The following is a 16,706-nucleotide window of genomic DNA, read 5'->3' as shown; positions in this document are numbered from 1 at the left end:
GCACCGCTAGGCTGACCTTGCAAATATGTATTCTACTCATGCCATGGGAGGGCGTTGATATGACGATTGCAGGTCTCAATCTCAGAACGATTGTATTGGCGGCGGCGGCATCGCTGGCTTTGGTTTCGGCGACAGCCACGCTAGCGGACGACAAGAAGAAAGAGAACACGATCAAAGGTGCTGTGATCGGTGCCGGGGTCGGGGCCTTGATCGGCGACGGCAAGGGTGCCGCCGCTGGAGCAATTGCTGGTGCGCTGATTGGCGCGAACTCGAAATAAGCGGGGGCGGGATGATGCGTTTGAACGCGATGAAAGTGATCACGACCGCCGCGCTGCTTACAGGGCCTGGCATTGCCATTGCGGACGAGGAAGCTGAACAGATGGTGCAAGCGGCGCTGCCGCTCATGTATCACACATGCGCGTCGGTCATCGAAGAGGCTGACGGGAATGAAGAATACATTGTGGACGTGGTCGGCAAGATGACGGCGTTGTCACTTTATAACCGCCAGGTCGATCTCGAAGCCCATGCCAGTTCGGACGAGGAAAAGGCAGCGCTGCGCGAAACATTTGTGGCGGCTCTGAAAGACGGCTGCGCCGGGGATGAAAACGCCCTGCTGGGTGGCGTTGTCGACAACGCGGTGAAATCAACGCTGGGGCTGTAAGCCGTCAGTAATGTGGCGGGCGTTCGTCACCAAGGACAACGCCGCCTGACCCTTCCTGCGCGCGCTCGGCCTCGCGGTGCAGCAGCATCTCGACACGGCGGGTTAGCCGGTCAATCTCGGCCTGTTGCCTGGTGACAACCGCGTTCAGATCGTCAACCGTGCGGGTCAGATGGGCAATCTGTTCTTCCAGATGCTGCATGGAATGCTCCTGTCTTTCAGGCTGCACATAGCGACCCTGTGACGCCTTGGCCAGAGAAAGCGCGCCTTGCCCAGATGCGGGCCATGGGATAGACCGCGCGCGGAACAGGTACACTCCCAAGGACGCCCCACATGGCCAAGCCCAAGAAACAGCCCCGCCCCAAGGCCGAAACGCCGAAAGGGTTCCGTGACTATTTCGGCGAGGAAGTCACGCAGCGCACCGAGATGCTGCGGACAATTGCGGGCGTCTATCATCGGTACGGGTTTGACGCGCTGGAAAGCAGCGCGGTCGAAACCGTCGAGGCGCTGGGCAAGTTCCTGCCCGACGTGGACCGCCCGAACGAGGGCGTCTTTGCGTGGCAGGAGTTTGACGAGGGCGGAAATGGCGACTGGATGGCCCTGCGCTATGACCTGACCGCGCCTCTGGCCCGGGTTTACGCCCAGCACCGCAACGACCTGCCCACGCCCTATCGCCGCTATGCGATGGGTCCGGTCTGGCGCAACGAAAAGCCGGGGCCGGGGCGGTATCGGCAGTTCTATCAGTGCGATGCGGATACGGTCGGAACCGCCTCGATGGCCGCTGATGCCGAGATCTGTGCAATGCTGGCCGACACGCTGGAAGAGGTTGGCATCCCGCGCGGTGACTACCTGATCCGGGTGAATAACCGGAAGGTTTTGAACGGTGTGCTGGAGGCGATGGGGCTTGGCGATGATCAAGCCGCACGAGACAATGTTCTTCGCACCATCGACAAATTCGACAAGGTGGGTGAGCAGGGTGTGCGCGAGTTGCTGACCAAGGGCCGTCTGGACGCGTCGGGCGCGTTTATCGACGGCGTTGGTCTCAGCGATGATCAGGCAGACCCGGTTATCGCCTTCCTGACTTCCAAGGCCGTCGATACCGCTGGTACATTGGCCAACCTCCGCATTGCCGTGGGTGACAGCAAGATTGGGGCGGATGGGATTGCTGAACTGGAACAGATCGCTGAACTTCTCTCCGCTGGCGGCTACGGCCCCGACCGTATTGTCATTGACCCCTCCGTCGTCCGCGGCCTCGGCTATTACACCGGTCCGGTCTACGAGGCCGAACTGACGTTCGAAATCTTCGACGAGAAAGGCCGCAAGCGGCAATTCGGCTCGGTTGCGGGTGGCGGGCGCTATGACGATCTGGTCAAGCGGTTCACCGGGCAGGAAGTGCCCGCGACCGGGGTGTCCATCGGCGTCGATCGGCTGCTGGCGGCGCTGCGCGAAAAGGGCCGGATCAGCGCCCAGGCCAAAGGCCCCGTTGTCGTCACCGTGATGGACCGCGACCGGATGGCTGATTATCAGGCGATGGTGGCCGAGCTGCGCAATGCGGGCATCCGGGCCGAGGTGTATCTGGGCAATCCCAAGAACTTTGGCAATCAGTTGAAATACGCGGACAAGCGCAACTCTCCGGTTGCGGTGATCGAAGGCGGGGACGAAAAGGCAAAAGGCATCGTGCAGATCAAGGACCTGATCCTTGGGGCCAAGATCGCCGAAAGCGCCACGCTGGAGGAATGGAAAGAACGCCCCAGCCAGTTCGAAGTATCGCGCGCTGATCTGGTCGCGAAAGTGCGTGAAATTCTGAACAGTCAGGACTGACCCATGCCCAACCGTTCCCAGATACAGGCCCGTGCCGCGATGATGCGTGTCCGGTTCGAGGCTGCGGGCGCGCAGGTGGTGGATACCCCGCTGTTGCAACCCGCTGAAATGTTGCTGGACCTCTATGGCGAGGATATCCGCGCCCGTGCCTACGTGACCTCGGACGCGCTGCGGGGCGAGCAGATGCTGCGCCCGGACTTTACCCTGCCTGTTGTTCAGATGCACATGCGGGACGGGGCCGAGCCAGCGCGCTATACCTATTCAGGTGAGGTGTTCCGCCGTCAGGAACACGACCCGGACCGTTCGAACGAATATATTCAGGTGGGGTACGAGGTTTTTGACCGCGATGATCCCGCTGGTGCCGATGCCGAAGTGTTTTCGCTGATGGCACTGCAACTGCGCGGGCTGCCTCTGCGCGCAGCGACCGGGGATATCGGTATCCTAACCGCGGCTGTCGAAGGGCTTCGGACCACAGACCGCCGCAAGGCCGCGCTGATGCGGCACCTGTGGCGGCCGCGCCGGTTTCGTGCGCTGCTGGACCGGTTTGCAGGGCGTAAACCGGGGCCCGAAGGCCGTGACGCGCTTTTGGACGCGGACGACCCGATGGCGATTGATGTTCCGATGATCGGCAAGCGTCGCGCGCCCGAGATTGCCGACCGGATTAAAGCCCTGCGCGAAGATCGCGCTGCGCCGCCGATCTCTGACAATGAGCTGGCCGGGTTGGAAACGCTGCTGAATGTGCGTGAAACCATGCCCTTCGCGTTGGAACAGCTGATGGATGTGGCAGTGGATCTGCCGCAGATCACCCCGGCGCTGGACCGATTGGAGGCGCGGATCGCAGCCCTGCAAGCGCGTGGCGTCGATGTTGCACGGCTGGATTTCGAAGCGTCTTATGGCCGGACATCAATGGAATATTATGACGGGTTTGTCTTTGGGTTCTACGCCGAAGGCCGTCCCGACCTGCCGCCCGTCGCCACCGGTGGGCGCTATGATGCGCTGACGCGCCGCTTGGGGGATGGGGCCGAAATCCCCGCAATCGGTGGCGTGATCCGCCCGGACCTGATGCTTGAAATCGAGGAGGCCGCGCAATGAGTGTGAAACTGGGCGTGCCCTCGAAGGGCCGGTTGATGGAAAAGACCGTCTCATGGTTCGAAAAACATGGCATCATGCTGTCCCGCAACGGCTCGGACAGGGAATATGCGGGTAGGGTTGACGGGATTGACGGCGTCTCGCTGGTTCTGCTGTCGGCGGGTGAGATTCCGCGCGAACTTGCGTCGGGCCGTATTCATCTGGGCGTCACCGGCATCGATCTGGTGCATGAGAAGCTGCCACGCTGGGAACAGCAGGTCGAAGAGATTGCGCAACTGGGCTTTGGCAAAGCCGATCTGATCATCGCGACACCTGCCTGCTGGGTCGATGTGGACACGCTGGACGATCTCGATGCGGTAGCAGCAGCATTTCGCAACACCCATGGCCACCGGCTGCGGATCGCCACCAAATATCACCGACTGGTGCGGGAGTTCCTGACCGACGCGGGCGTGGCCGATTACACTCTGGTCGACAGCCAGGGGGCGACCGAAGGTACGGTCATGAACGAAACAGCCGAGGCAATTGCTGATATCACCTCCTCAGGTGAAACCCTGCGGGCAAACCACCTCAAGATCCTGTCGGACGGTCTGATCCTGCAATCGCAGGCCACGTTGTGGCGCAGCCGGGTTGCAAAGGTCGACGCGGCGGATAAGGCGGTTCTGACGGAATTGCTGGATCGGCTGCGGTAACTACAGCACACCGATATCCGCAAGGGCGCGGTTCAGATCATCGGGCAGGGTGTCATCCTGCGCGCGCCCTTTCGGCAAGTCGGCTGGTGTATCTTCGGGCTTCAGGTATCGCCACCCCTGAAACGGGCGTTTCAAGGCGTTCTGGGTCCGATGTACGTTAGGGTCGAGAACGATGGCGCAGCGGCGGATACCGTCCTCGCCGATCACCTCGTCCAGGCGCAGAATGCGCTGACGGCACTGTACGACACCCTTGATGACCCAATAGATTGATCCGCCATTCAGAATCTCGGCATCACGTTTGGGCCACATGCGGGTTACGTGGCGCGGATATCCGTCCTCATAAAGCGGTTTGCGGCTGTCTTGCCACGCGATCAGAGAGTCCACGCTTTCCGAACCAACCGAAAGTTTGATGAGGTTCACGTACTTATCCACAGCTTTCCCACAGAGTCGTCCCTTTGCTATCTATCCATTGTAGCTCAGGATTGGCTTTCATCAAGGTGTAGTGGGTGTTAGTCTGGATACCTCTTTCAGCACAGGGAATCACCAATGAGCCGCTTTGCCGCCCCCATCGCCGAGCAGATCTGGGACATGAAATACCGCTTCAAACAGGCGGATGGCACGCCCATCGATCAGACGGTTGAAGACAGCTGGCGACGCATCGCCCGTGACCTCGCGCGGGTCGAGGACGACCCGGATCATTGGGAAGACAGGTTCTACGAGGCACTGGAAGATTTCAAATATCTGCCCGCCGGGCGCATCACTGCTGGCGCAGGCACCGCGCGGCAGGTGACACTGTTCAACTGCTTCGTTATGGGCACCATCCCCGACAGCATGGGCGGCATCTTTGACATGCTGAAAGAGGCCGCGCTGACCATGCAGCAGGGGGGCGGGATCGGCTATGATTTCTCGACCATTCGCCCGCGTGGCGCGGATGTGAAAGGTGTGGCGGCAGATGCCTCGGGCCCGCTCAGCTTTATGGATGTGTGGGACGCAATGTGCCGCACGATCATGTCCGCGGGTTCGCGCCGGGGGGCGATGATGGCCACCATGCGCTGCGATCACCCTGATATCGAACAGTTCATCACCGCCAAATCCGACCCGGCCCGCCTGCGCATGTTCAACATGTCAGTGCTGGTGACCGATCCCTTCATGGAGGCGGTCAAGGCCGACGGCCCGTGGGAGTTGCAATTTGACGGCAAGATCTATCATACCGTTCAGGCGCGCGATCTGTGGAACAAGATCATGCAGGCCACATATGATTATGCTGAACCGGGCGTGATCTTCATCGACCGCATCAATCAGGCCAACAACCTGAGCTATGTTGAAACCATCGCCGCGACGAACCCCTGTGGCGAACAGCCTTTGCCACCGTACGGGGCTTGCCTGCTGGGCTCGATCAATCTGGCGCGGCTGGTTGCCGAACCGTTTGGGGATGCCGCGCATCTGGATGAACCGGCGTTGCAGGAACTGGTCGCGACAGCCGTGCGCATGATGGATAACGTCGTGGACGCGTCAAAATTCCCGCTGGCCGAGCAAGAGGCGGAAGCGCAGGACAAGCGCCGCATCGGGCTGGGCGTGACGGGTCTTGCGGATGCGCTGCTGATGCTGGGCCTGCGCTATGGGTCCGACGCGGCGGCGCGCCAGACGGAACGCTGGTTGCACGCAATCGCCCGAGCCGCATATCTGGCCTCGGTCGATCTGGCTAAGGAGAAAGGCGCGTTCCCCCTGTTCGACGCCGAGAAATATCTGGCCAGCGGCACGATGCAGCAAATGGATGACGACGTCCGCGATGCGATCCGCGAACATGGTATCCGCAACGCTCTGCTGACCTCGATTGCGCCCACGGGCACGATTTCGCTTTATGCCGGGAACGTGTCGTCGGGGATTGAACCGGTCTTTGCCTATGCCTACACCCGCAAGGTTCTGCAAAAAGACGGCTCGCGCACCGAAGAAGAGGTCGTGGATTACGCCGTTCAGATGTGGCGCGACAAGTTCGGCGACGCAGCGCTGCCGGACTATTTCGTCAATGCCCAGACCCTGACGCCGTCGGATCACGTCAAGATGCAGGCGGCAGCGCAAAAATGGATCGACAGCTCGATCTCCAAGACCATCAACTGCCCGGAAGATATCAGCTTTGACGCCTTCAAGGATGTCTACATGCAGGCCTGGGATCAGGGCTGCAAAGGGTGCACGACCTATCGCCCCAACGATGTGACCGGCTCGGTTCTGACCGTTTCTGAAAGCGATGACAAGGTGCCGGGGGAAAGCGCGAATGCGCCTCATGAAATTGAAGGCGGCGACGTCATCTACATGTCCGAACCGCTGGATCGCCCGCAATCACTGGAGGGGTCGACCTACAAGCTGAAATGGCCCGATAGCGAGCACGCGATTTATCTGACCATCAACGACATCATCATCTCGGGCCGCCGCCGCCCGTTCGAAGTGTTCATCAACTCCAAGAACATGGAACATTACGCCTGGACACTGGCGCTGACGCGGATGATCTCGGCCGTGTTCCGCCGGGGTGGGGACGTGTCCTTTGTGGTCGAAGAGCTGAAAGCCGTTTTCGACCCGCGCGGCGGGGCGTGGGTCAAAGGCAAGTATATCCCATCGATCCTGGCCGCGATCGGGGGCGTGATCGAACAGCACATGGTTGCCATCGGCTTTCTGGAAGGCGAGGGGATGGGATTGAAATCCGATCCCCAGGCGCAAGTGGTGAACCTGGACGCGCCACGCGGCAAAGCCTGCCCGTCCTGCGGTCAGTACGACATGGTCATGATCGAAGGCTGCATGACCTGCCGCAGCTGCGGTCATTCCAAATGCGGATAGGTATGAAGCGCTGAACGTGAACCGCTGTGAAAGCACGCATCAGTTTGCAATTTGACCAGTTCAGAATCCAATTCTGACGACTAAAAGATTGCCATCGCTGAGAGATCCGCGATGGCTCGGATGTTCGGTACCTGTTGAAAAAAGGTACAGCGGAATGCTCTTTGTTAAGGCTGAAGCTCGTGTTGGCACTCAGTCCACGTGCAATCCTCGATTGCGGATGCCGCCAAGTGCCAATAGCTTGTGCGCTGAAAATACGCGGAAAAACGTGATTCCAATTTGTCAGGTGGCGTTAGCTTTCGGTTCGCTTGAGGGATGTGCCACAGTTAGTGGGTGGATGTTTGACTTTCGCTTCGCGCCCAAGATCATAGAAGCTAAGGCAAGATCTAAGGGTGAAATTTAGCAAGGATAATAATGGCTTGTTAGAAATTCTAAGTGCCGATGCAATCGATAGAGAGCTCGAAGCAGTTTCAAAAATTGAGGACATTGAAGCGGGTGCGCAACAAGCCCCGCTAAACAGCCTTACCGACCAGGGTTTTGAGCTCTTGCTTTGGGAACTCTCTCGCAAGCGAACACAGCACCAGGAGTACTACGATAAGGCTACCCTTATGGTTGTTGGCGCAGACCAAGGTAGGGACGTTTGGCTGACGCTGAATGGCAAGCCTGCTGGGCTGATTCAATGCAAGCGGCTAAAGAGTTCATTTAGTGCCCCAGAGACACTAAGAGAGATCATCAAGTTCATATTGTTTGCGGATCTTTTCCCCGATCTGCTCTGTGATGGCCTTCCATTCAAATATTCTCTTGCGGTTTCTTCTGATCCGACCGGCACGACTGTTGATTTCTTCACATCACCTGCTCAGTGGCTCGAGAAGAATGACGACAGAATATTGGGATTTCTTGAAGAAGTGATCGAAAACTATGAGAGTTTTAAGGGGTTTACAGGGGCGGACAAACTGGATCTTGTGAAGCAACGGCTCCACGCCTTTTCTTATGAACTTCTTCGGCCTGCCGATATTGATATGCTCCTACATGAGCTGCCACGTGTAAGAGCGCGATTTTTTAGACATCGCCTTGTCCAGAGCGAGGAGGCCTTTGATGAGCTCTTTGACCGAAAGGTGAGAGAACATGGACTTGGACAGCAGCCAAGCGGAAAAGCTCGCCAGTTACTCGACGATGAAGTCCAATCAGAAACTGAAACGCTAAGAAAATCTCGTTTCTTCCCGGGCAGCAACGTCGTTAAGTCTGCTTTGGAAATGATTGCCAAACTCAGAAGTGGAGAATTTGCACAGGCTTCTGATCAAGTTCGTGCTGAGGCTCTTGGTGCATGTGCAAGGTGGTTGTCGCGGTCTGAAAACAGAGAGGTTGTAGAAACAGCCATCAAGGATTCTGAAGAACTCGGTGTCTCCCAAGGAGCCGCGATTGCAAAAGCGAACTTAGCCGGTCTCTCAAACTGGCGAGAGGGCCTAAGAGTGCTCGCGCCTCTGGAAAGTCCAGTCAGAGTCACTGCCGCCTTTTTGATGGTTCTTCACGAAAAGAACGCGAAAGAAGCGTTGAAGTGGTTAAAAAACGCAAATTTCGCGGCCGACGATTTTGATTCAGACGGAAAAGTTGTTCTACTTGGTTGTATGTTGGAAGCCCAAGACTGGGAAGGGGCACTGAATTTCGTAAAGTCTCTAACCGATAGTGACTTTGTTAAAGCGCCGGCCTTGTTCAATCTTGCTGGGATTGCGCATCTCTCAAGTGTAGTCCCTCAGGACTTTAGAAGGCTCATCGGAAGTTCAGTTCTTTTTGCCCGAGGCCAAGTGCCGATGTGGGATGACAACGCTTCCATAGAGATTCGAAGAACTGCCATAAACCTCTTTCGGAAAGCGGGAGATGCCGCAAAAGAGTATGGGCTGGAGGTTCAGCACACATATGAGTCCCAAGCTCTCTGGGTAGAGCTACATGACCCGGACCACAAGCAATCCGCACAAGATCGTCTAACTTCATTCTTAAACGACCAGAAAACAGCATTTCACTATGTTCCACTTGGTTTGGGTTTTGAATTGAAAGTGGACCGGGAAAAAGTCGAGGAGGTTCTTACGAGCCAAGAGGCAAGAAACCCTGGTGGCAGCTTTGAAGTCGCTCTTTGCCGTTTTGTTATGGCAAACTCTATTGAAGAACCAAAAAGCGCGCTGGCCTATTTCGTGTCTCATAGGGACCTTCTGGAAGCACACCTGAACGCTGACTTCGTATTGGAGTTCGAGGTGCGAGCTTGCATCCAAGCTGGAATGATAGAGCCAGCTAAAGACGCACTCGGTAGAAAATCGCCCAAAGTCACTTCACATCAAAGACAACGACTTGAAAAGGTTATCAAGCAGGGAGCCACCGGTCCCGACCTTGAAGACTTGGAAAGAGAATACACTGAAACCTCTACAACTGTAGCCTTAGCAAACTTGGTTCACCGGCTTGGACAGCAGGGATATTCAGAGCGCTTCTTTGTGCTGGCTCGGAAGTTGATCGATGAAACACGTTCCATAGAAGAGACAGAACGCGTGGTTCGTCTTTTAACAGCTAATGAACGGGATCAGGAAGTTGAGATAGTTCTCTCGGATGCCGCTGACCTAATTGAATTATCCGATGATTTACGAGGTGCTAAGGCGTGGCTTCAGTTTCGGAATGGTGACTTTGGGGGAGCTTTCGCTGCTATTCGTCAGCTGCGAGTTGAACGAGACGTCCAAAGCGATCGGATCTTGTATCAGAATTTGCTGATAGCTTCTGGTCGATGGGAGGAGTTGAGCGCTTTTGTCGAGAGCGAATGGCAAAGCAGAGAGGAACGGGCTGCGGATGAGTTGTTCGTGGTGGCGAGACTTGCGGGAGCAATCGACAGTCCGCGTCTAAGTGACTTTCTTCAGGCAGCGGCTACTGCAGGTGAAGACAATCCTGATATCCTCCTTGGTTGTTATATGACGGCAACGGAATGCGGAATTGAAGAAGGCGAAGAGGTGTTCAAATGGTTTGAGAAAGCTGCGGAATTGTCAGGAGAAGATGGACCTGTCCAATCCTTCTCAATCGACGAGGTTGTGAAGCTTCAGCCGGAATGGAATGAGCGTTCAGCAGAGGTTTGGAAAAGCTACATGTCCGGGGAGATGCCTTTGTCCCTGGTGGCTGCACAGCTTCGTAGATCGTCACTCGAAATGCAAATTTCCTCCTTTGTCGCCAATCAGAAGCAAGCTGATCCTCGAAGGCGAAGCGTGATTTCAGCCTTCAGTGGCACCCGTGGAGCTACTAACCTGGACGTAAGAACTGTGGCTCTTGACAGCACAGCGCTTGTGACTCTTGCAAGCGTCGGGTTTCTTGATGACGTGGTTCAGCATTATGAAGAAGTACACATACCTCATTCGACATTTAGCTGGTTGTTTGCCGAGCGACAGAAACTCGCGTTTCACCAGCCGAGCAGGGTTAAGTCTGCTCGGTCTTTGTTGACTGCACTTACAACTAAGAAGGTATTTGAGTTTGTTGCGCCAATGGCACCTGATGCAGAGCTTGCGACGCTCGTAGATTTCGAGCTGGCGGAAATGCTCACATCAGCAAATGCTGACGAGGGCGACGACCAAATTGTTGTTGTAAGAAGCGCACCCGTTCACAAGATTGGCTCCCTAATGGATGCAGCCGTAGACCTCAGTCATTATCAAGCATGCTTGGCGAGTTGTCAGGCTGTTGTCGACAAGCTTGCAGAAGTTGGCTTTCTTCTGGAGGACGAGGAAAACAGGGCACGGGCGTTTCTTTCGCGTCAAGAAAAGCGATGGACTGTTGAGCCAAAAATCGAAGATGGGGCACATCTATTGTTGGATGACCTTTCGGTCTCGTACCTCCAATCCACAAACCTTCTCAAGTCTCTCTCTGATGTCGGTTTTAAGGTGTTTGTTCCTCCAAGTGCAGTTCGAGAAGCAAATGCCCTCGTCGAATTGGCTGACAACTCTGAAGAATTTGGTCGCATCATCGAGCGTATGAGAAAGGTCCTTTGCGACGGTATTTCGTCGGGCAAAGTTCGCGTTGACAGAGTTTTTGGTGACGAAGAGCACACGGCGCACCCCAATGTCGCTGTTTTGCAGCTTGCTGGCAGTGTTGAGGGTATCGTCAGTGATGACCGATATCTGAACCAGTATCAGCATGCAGGTGAGGATGGTTACCAAACACCTGTTCTGACATCCCTCGACATTCTCGCGGGGCTGAGCCGAAAAAACTCAATCTCTCAAGTGAAATTGAAGAATGTCCGATCGACCCTAAGGCGGGCGGGATACATGCTTTTTCCTACAAGTCGGGAAGAGCTGCTTCAGCTCGTCGATACTGCTCAGATCAAAGACGCAGCACTGGTGGAAACTGCAGATTTGAAGGCTTTTCGAGAGAATATTCTTTGTTGTCAGATGCGGCGCTTTCTGGTGTTGCCGAAAGAGGCGTATTGGTTTGAGCAATTTAGGAAAGATATTATTTCGGTTTTGGTGTCTCAGTGGAAAAAGGAGGTTCCAGACGAAAAGGCTCGAGCTCGATCTCGATGGATGATGGGTCTTCTCGATATCCGAAACTGGGCTGACTCCGTAACCGAAAATGATGGTTCTGGATTGGCAGAATTCGGCTGGGGAATAATTTGCAACAGCTTGGCTCTTGCACACCTTGTTATCCAAGATGATGCATCCGCTGACCGTTATTCTGATTGGCTACAGGACGAAGTGTTTGATGACCTGCGAACAGAAGATCCGTTCGTTCATGAATGGTTGATCAGAACTCTTAAAGAGATGCTTTTGTCCCGTCACCTGGTCGAAGGAGGCAGTAATGACTGACGGGCTCTGCGAAGATATTGCGGAGGTGCAAAAGGGAACAGTTCTGCTCGGCATTCTACCAATGTTTCTACGCAAAGAGCTGGTGCAAGATCGGAAGTTTCGCCAATCTGTAGGGTTTGGAGCAGAGGAGTTTATAACCTACGGATGTCAGATTGCCTTTCCGAGATCAGATTTTTTTGCTTCAGTGAGAGCGGTTTTCAGTGAGCCAAGCTCTCATGCGGAAGTCTTCGATAAAGAGAACAGGCCTTGGACCTTCAGTTGTGGTGAAATCTCAGACGGGCGGATTGCCTTGAAAATTTCAAGTGCCGAAGAGAGTTTCTGCGCGGTTGAGTTTTTCCCATTTTCACCCAACTCGGAGCAAAGACTCAGTGAGTTTTCCAAAGTTTTACGCGAGCATGGTTTTCCGCCAGATGGTTTAGCTTCTTGGAGGAAAATTCTGCGAGACCGCTCTTTTACGGATGACGAACTGGAGAAGTTCTCCCAAGATATCGTGAAGACACCGCAGGCGTTTCTAAAAGGTTTTCGGAAGAAGGCGTCAAAAGAGGACGTCGATGCCACAGACATGGTTCCAAGTGACATCGAGTATTACGAAAGCCTGTGCGGAAGAGGCTGTTCAAGCACTCTTTCTGACTTATCATCTGAAGTGGTCGCCCAGGTGCTATCGGACTATTTGAAATGGGACACTGTGGAAGGTGCGCGAATGGCCCTGCTGCTTTCCAGCCACCCGCTGTTTAGCGAACAGCTTGGAGAGTTAGGCCTCAGCGAACAGCAACTCATTGTGCTGGCAGAATGGTGCCGGGACCATGGTGACGTGTTCGCTAAAGTAGGGGTTGTTGAAGCCGCGCTTCCAACTGTCGCTGGTTCACGGGGTCTGGGAGAAGTCCTGGATGAAATAGTGAAGCAAATCATTGCTCTCGACCCGGAAGACAAATCTGGGCCTCTACAAATGATGATGGGTGCTGTCGCAATTGTTGAAAGTGAAATTAGCAGAACGCGTACACTTAGAGATTGGTCACCCTTTAAGAGGAGGTTGGCGACATTTGCGCATGCCGCATTGCTGGCAAGGGAAGCGGCAGGCGGCGCGGATGTAAAAAGCTTGTCTGCCTGGATAATGCAGCACCATGGCATGCGTTTCTACCTTCAAAGCCTACTGGACCTTCAGGCTGAGCCACGCTGGTTCCCAGAGCAAATTCACCCAGATCTCTTGAAGCAAGAGTTGTTGGGGAGGTTGAGCAACGCAGTTGGAAAACTCAAAGGTGGATTGGGAGAAGGACCATTGCGCGATACCCTTGATCTGCAGAGTGTCGAGGCTCCTTTCAACACACTTCGTCGATTGGAGAGCCACTGTCCTGGGCCTCTGGAAGGGAGCGAAGCATCTCCTCGGAATCCGATACCATCAGAAATCGAAGAAATTCTTGATCACAATCTTTCTGAAGAAAAACTTACAGTTAAGAGTGTTTTAGCTCTCATAAATAGCTCAGGGCTTTTCCTTGTTCAGGATGAAAAGGCTGAACGCGCAGTTAAGATCATCAGGGCCAGCAATTTTCGCTTTGCTGACCAGTTGAGTAGTGGTGAGAGGATCAATCTTTTGAACGGTCTTGCCGGGGCCGCAAGTCGTTTGAGAAGCGAAAGTCTTGCCAGAAGTGTACGGGCTGTGTCTCGCACATATAGAGACGATTCCGAAGCGGAGCGGAGTTATAGTGAAGAAGTGATCATATGCTTGAGGTCCGCTGGCGCCTTCCGGGAGTTTCAAGCTTGGAAAGACTTTGTCGGAGAATGGATCAATGAACTCTGTTTTTCTGTCAGCGCCGAAGTATCCGGTGAACTGCGCACTTCAGTAGAAATGATTTGCTCAATTGAACCACGCTTAAGGACTGAGCTTGGTAAAGGCTTGGCTGCGCTCGCTTCTATTAGGTAGGGACCAAGTAGCCCCTGCCCAAAGGTTCAGAGTAACGAAGTACAGATTATTAAAACGCAATCCATGAAGGTGGCTTTCGTTAAAGTGCATCGGGTGATTTTTGGGTGCCAAAGCTCGGAGAGGCCCAGGCAGGAGCGTCGTAAATCTTGGACCGCTTGATTCTGCCTCTAAACCCAGTGGCGGCCTGTAGTTTCAATCTTTCTGAAGTCCATTTGTTGCGATCTCGGTTGGGGTCGGCCATGATCTGAGTGATCATACTGTGTGGGTTAATCCCATACCTGTACAATCCCTTAGTATCGTACAATTCGGTGTTACCGAAAAATACGAGCCTTACTTCGCGTTCATGTTTGAAGGCTCGCCTTTTGAGCAGCAGGCTCTCTGCAAACCGGTTTGATTGCAGTTGTAGTTCGCCACCGTTTTTTACGTAAGTTTCGAGATCGCCCTCTTTTTTGTATAAAACCCTCCCTACAAAACAGGTTTCGTGCGGCATCTTGGGATGTGCTTCAGCAAGAGAAGTAAGAAGCTTACGCGGTGTCGAACGAATTCTGAGGTACCGTTGTTCGGGATCATTTGCATATATGCCCCACATTGCTTCAGATAGGTATTCACGCGTCCAACATTGGCCTACAAATTCATCCCGGAAACTGTATGTGAAAGGTTCACCATTGAGGATGCCACCAAGGTTTAATTGAAAGTTCTCAAACTTGTCCTTCCAATTTTGGACTTGGCTTAGCACGTTCTCGTTATCTTGGAATATTTTGATGACATGGTGCTCTTTCATAATCCTATAGATGTGTTGATCGAGTTCGTTGTCCTCTAAATGCAGGAAGTTCTTGCTCAAGCACAAATTTTGCATCAGTTGCGCGTCATTCATGGCCGCTCTCCAGTATTTTTTATGGGTTGAATGGCTCCTCAGGTATAGCGCTTCCCGCGTTCCTTGTGGCGGCGAAGATGTTGTCAAGAATCGCAATGTCCACACGCGACGAAAGAGCGTCCCGCGCAAGCAAACCCTCTGTCAGATAGCCATGGAACTTTTCGAATATCAGACTTGGCGAATGCGCAAACAAATCCATAGCCTCATTTGATGATAGTCGTGCAAGAGCTTGATTCAGCTGCATTTCAGCGTCTCCAGTGTTCACTAAGAGGAAGCCATCATGCTGCTCGACCTCAAATCCGACAGCGCCCAGTGCCAAGGCCAATGTGGTCGATTTGACAGTTCCGCAACGGGTTGCGAGAGCGTGCGAGGCTTGTCCGAGTTCCGCGATAGCTGCACCTGAGAAACCCCAGCGCCGAAAACTGCTGCGAGCCTCTTTGAGTAGCCCTAAAGCGACTTGGTCCATGTAGGCCGGTTCAAAATCGCCCTCGAAGACTTCAAACATCTTTTCAATGACGCGATCATGTATCAGTCCGGGGTCACCACCAAATAATGGGGGAACGCCAGCCTTTGCAGGCTTCACAATGATGACTTTTTCCAAATCATGGATCTCCTGGACTAACCATCTGCGCCCAGAGAAAATGAGGAGCATACCCGGAGACAGGATGTTCTCAATAGGCAGCGTCCCAAGCTCTTTCCCGTCTGCTACAAGGCGGAATTCTTCGGGCGTCTTGAACACAGCGTAGAAACTGTAGTGCTCGACCAGGCGCTCTCCCGTCGCTCCCAGCAACAGAAGACCGTCGGAAGATTGTTCGATCAGACCGGCGTCAGTTCGTCCCATCGCCCTGAGAACATCCAGGAACAAGTCCGAGCCGACCTGTCGGAACGGTCCTTCCTGACATAAAAGGCGATAGAGCCTGCTTGCTTGGGCTCCTCCGCGTTCTGCAATGACGGAAAGAACCTGGTGAACCAGCGTGGAAAGGTGGAGAGCATCCGGTCTCGGGGGTTCGCACCACCCCTCGAGCAACAGTTCGATCATCGCAATGGACCGGACCAAACCGAGCCTTAGCTGATCCACAAAGCTGCTTTTGCTATCGAGCCTTGCTTCAATTGCATATTGGCGCAGGATCGCGGGTTGTCCTTCACGGCGCCCTGACCGCCCCAGCCTTTGTCGCAAAGCCGCTACGCTGAAAGGCGCTCCGACTTGGGCGACACAGGTCACATCGCCGATGTCGATCCCCAATTCCAACGTCGAAGTGCAAACAGCGGTGGTCGGCTGGTTTGCGTCTTTCAGCCGCTTTTCAACGAAGTCCCGGTGTTCCCGGGAAAGGCTGGCGTGATGTGGATAGAACTCCTGTGGCAGGTGTGATTTCTCACAGAGCTCTCGCAGCCGGTCTGCGTATACTTCGACATGGTCACGCCTGCCTGCAAAAACGAGGTTGTCGCTGCCACGCAAGTGCTGAAACAAGTGCTCAGAGACGGCATCCGTTGCCGAAGGTGTGTTTTCACCTTCACCACCAGACACGTATCCCCGCAATTGCAAGAGAAGTTCGGCCTCTCCTCCCTCAGCTTTGATTAACTTGACAGCATCGGCGTTGTCCGGCCGCAGGTAAGCCCTGGCCATGTTCATATCACCAAGAGTTGCTGACAAGCCGATACGACGGATTGGCCGCTTCATAGCTATTTCCAGCCGAGTCAGTAGTGAGCGCATTTGCACGCCGCGCTCACTGTCCAAAACGCTATGTAGTTCATCGATCACAACTGCCCGCGTTGCGCCAAAGAGGCGTGGAATTTCGAGGCCGCGCCGGACGAACAATGCCTCAAGGGATTCAGGTGTGATCAACAAAATGCCTTTTGGCGATTTCATTGCGCGGGATTTCACGCTGCTGGAAACATCACCATGCCAAGGATAAACCGGCAACTCTGCGTCACGGTGAGCCTCCCCCACTGAACTGGTCCGACGCTATGTTTAGGAAACGGAGGACTAAGAATGGCAAACAAGCGACCGAAG

The 16,706-nt window shown here is 54.5% G+C and carries 12 protein-coding genes; 8 read left to right on the top strand and 4 right to left on the bottom strand.

The annotated features are described in order from the left end of the window. Window positions 1-59 precede the first annotated feature (59 nt). Window positions 60-278: a YMGG-like glycine zipper-containing protein gene (locus AC2FLO_RS16750; protein ID WP_480588841.1), complete on the top strand. Its 219-nt coding sequence runs from the start codon at window positions 60-62 to the stop codon at window positions 276-278. Between the two features lie 11 nt (window positions 279-289). Further along, a complete protein-coding gene (locus tag AC2FLO_RS16745) occupies window positions 290-661 on the top strand; it encodes a hypothetical protein (RefSeq protein WP_480588843.1) in 372 nt (123 codons plus the stop codon). A 4-nt stretch (window positions 662-665) separates the two neighbouring features. Here AC2FLO_RS16745 and AC2FLO_RS16740 read toward each other — a convergent pair whose 3' ends face one another. Then, window positions 666-860, bottom strand: a complete 195-nt coding sequence (locus tag AC2FLO_RS16740) for a SlyX family protein (RefSeq protein ID WP_209598067.1) — start codon at window positions 858-860, stop codon at window positions 666-668. Window positions 861-991: 131 nt separating this feature from the next. Between AC2FLO_RS16740 and hisS the strand changes: the two genes are divergently transcribed. From hisS to hisG, 3 genes are read left to right on the top strand one after another with little or no spacing between them, the layout of a single operon-like run. After that, on the top strand, window positions 992-2,479 hold the full coding sequence (gene hisS, locus AC2FLO_RS16735) for a histidine--tRNA ligase (RefSeq protein ID WP_496754794.1): 1,488 nt from the start codon (window positions 992-994) through the stop codon (window positions 2,477-2,479). Window positions 2,480-2,482: 3 nt separating this feature from the next. Continuing rightward, window positions 2,483-3,571, top strand: a complete 1,089-nt coding sequence (locus tag AC2FLO_RS16730; protein ID WP_496754795.1) for an ATP phosphoribosyltransferase regulatory subunit — start codon at window positions 2,483-2,485, stop codon at window positions 3,569-3,571. After that, a complete protein-coding gene (gene hisG / locus AC2FLO_RS16725) occupies window positions 3,568-4,257 on the top strand; it encodes an ATP phosphoribosyltransferase (protein ID WP_496754796.1) in 690 nt (229 codons plus the stop codon). Before AC2FLO_RS16730 ends, hisG begins: the two co-directional genes overlap by 4 nt. Here the strand turns inward: hisG and AC2FLO_RS16720 are convergent, their stop codons facing one another. Further along, complete coding sequence (locus AC2FLO_RS16720) at window positions 4,258-4,689, bottom strand: DUF1489 family protein (RefSeq protein ID WP_267363648.1); 432 nt, start codon at window positions 4,687-4,689, stop codon at window positions 4,258-4,260. Window positions 4,690-4,803: 114 nt separating this feature from the next. Between AC2FLO_RS16720 and AC2FLO_RS16715 the strand changes: the two genes are divergently transcribed. From AC2FLO_RS16715 to AC2FLO_RS16705, 3 genes are all read left to right on the top strand, one after another. Continuing rightward, entirely contained in the window at window positions 4,804-7,086 is a 2,283-nt protein-coding gene (locus AC2FLO_RS16715; protein ID WP_496754797.1) for an adenosylcobalamin-dependent ribonucleoside-diphosphate reductase, read from the top strand. Between the two features lie 389 nt (window positions 7,087-7,475). Continuing rightward, window positions 7,476-11,903: an HTH domain-containing protein gene (locus AC2FLO_RS16710; protein ID WP_496754798.1), complete on the top strand. Its 4,428-nt coding sequence runs from the start codon at window positions 7,476-7,478 to the stop codon at window positions 11,901-11,903. Next, entirely contained in the window at window positions 11,896-13,821 is a 1,926-nt protein-coding gene (locus AC2FLO_RS16705; protein WP_496811726.1) for a hypothetical protein, read from the top strand. Before AC2FLO_RS16710 ends, AC2FLO_RS16705 begins: the two co-directional genes overlap by 8 nt. A 79-nt stretch (window positions 13,822-13,900) precedes the next feature. Here AC2FLO_RS16705 and AC2FLO_RS16700 read toward each other — a convergent pair whose 3' ends face one another. Together AC2FLO_RS16700 and AC2FLO_RS16695 are read right to left on the bottom strand one after the other, a co-directional pair. Next, window positions 13,901-14,695, bottom strand: a complete 795-nt coding sequence (locus tag AC2FLO_RS16700) for a hypothetical protein (protein WP_496754800.1) — start codon at window positions 14,693-14,695, stop codon at window positions 13,901-13,903. Window positions 14,696-14,714: 19 nt separating this feature from the next. Further along, a complete protein-coding gene (locus AC2FLO_RS16695) occupies window positions 14,715-16,643 on the bottom strand; it encodes a helicase-related protein (RefSeq protein WP_496754801.1) in 1,929 nt (642 codons plus the stop codon). Window positions 16,644-16,706: the final 63 nt, after the last annotated feature.

Source organism: Ruegeria sp. TASC047 (genome assembly GCF_059612445.1).
Note: the sequence above shows the minus strand (reverse complement) of the source record. Positions and strands in the feature narration are given on the sequence as shown.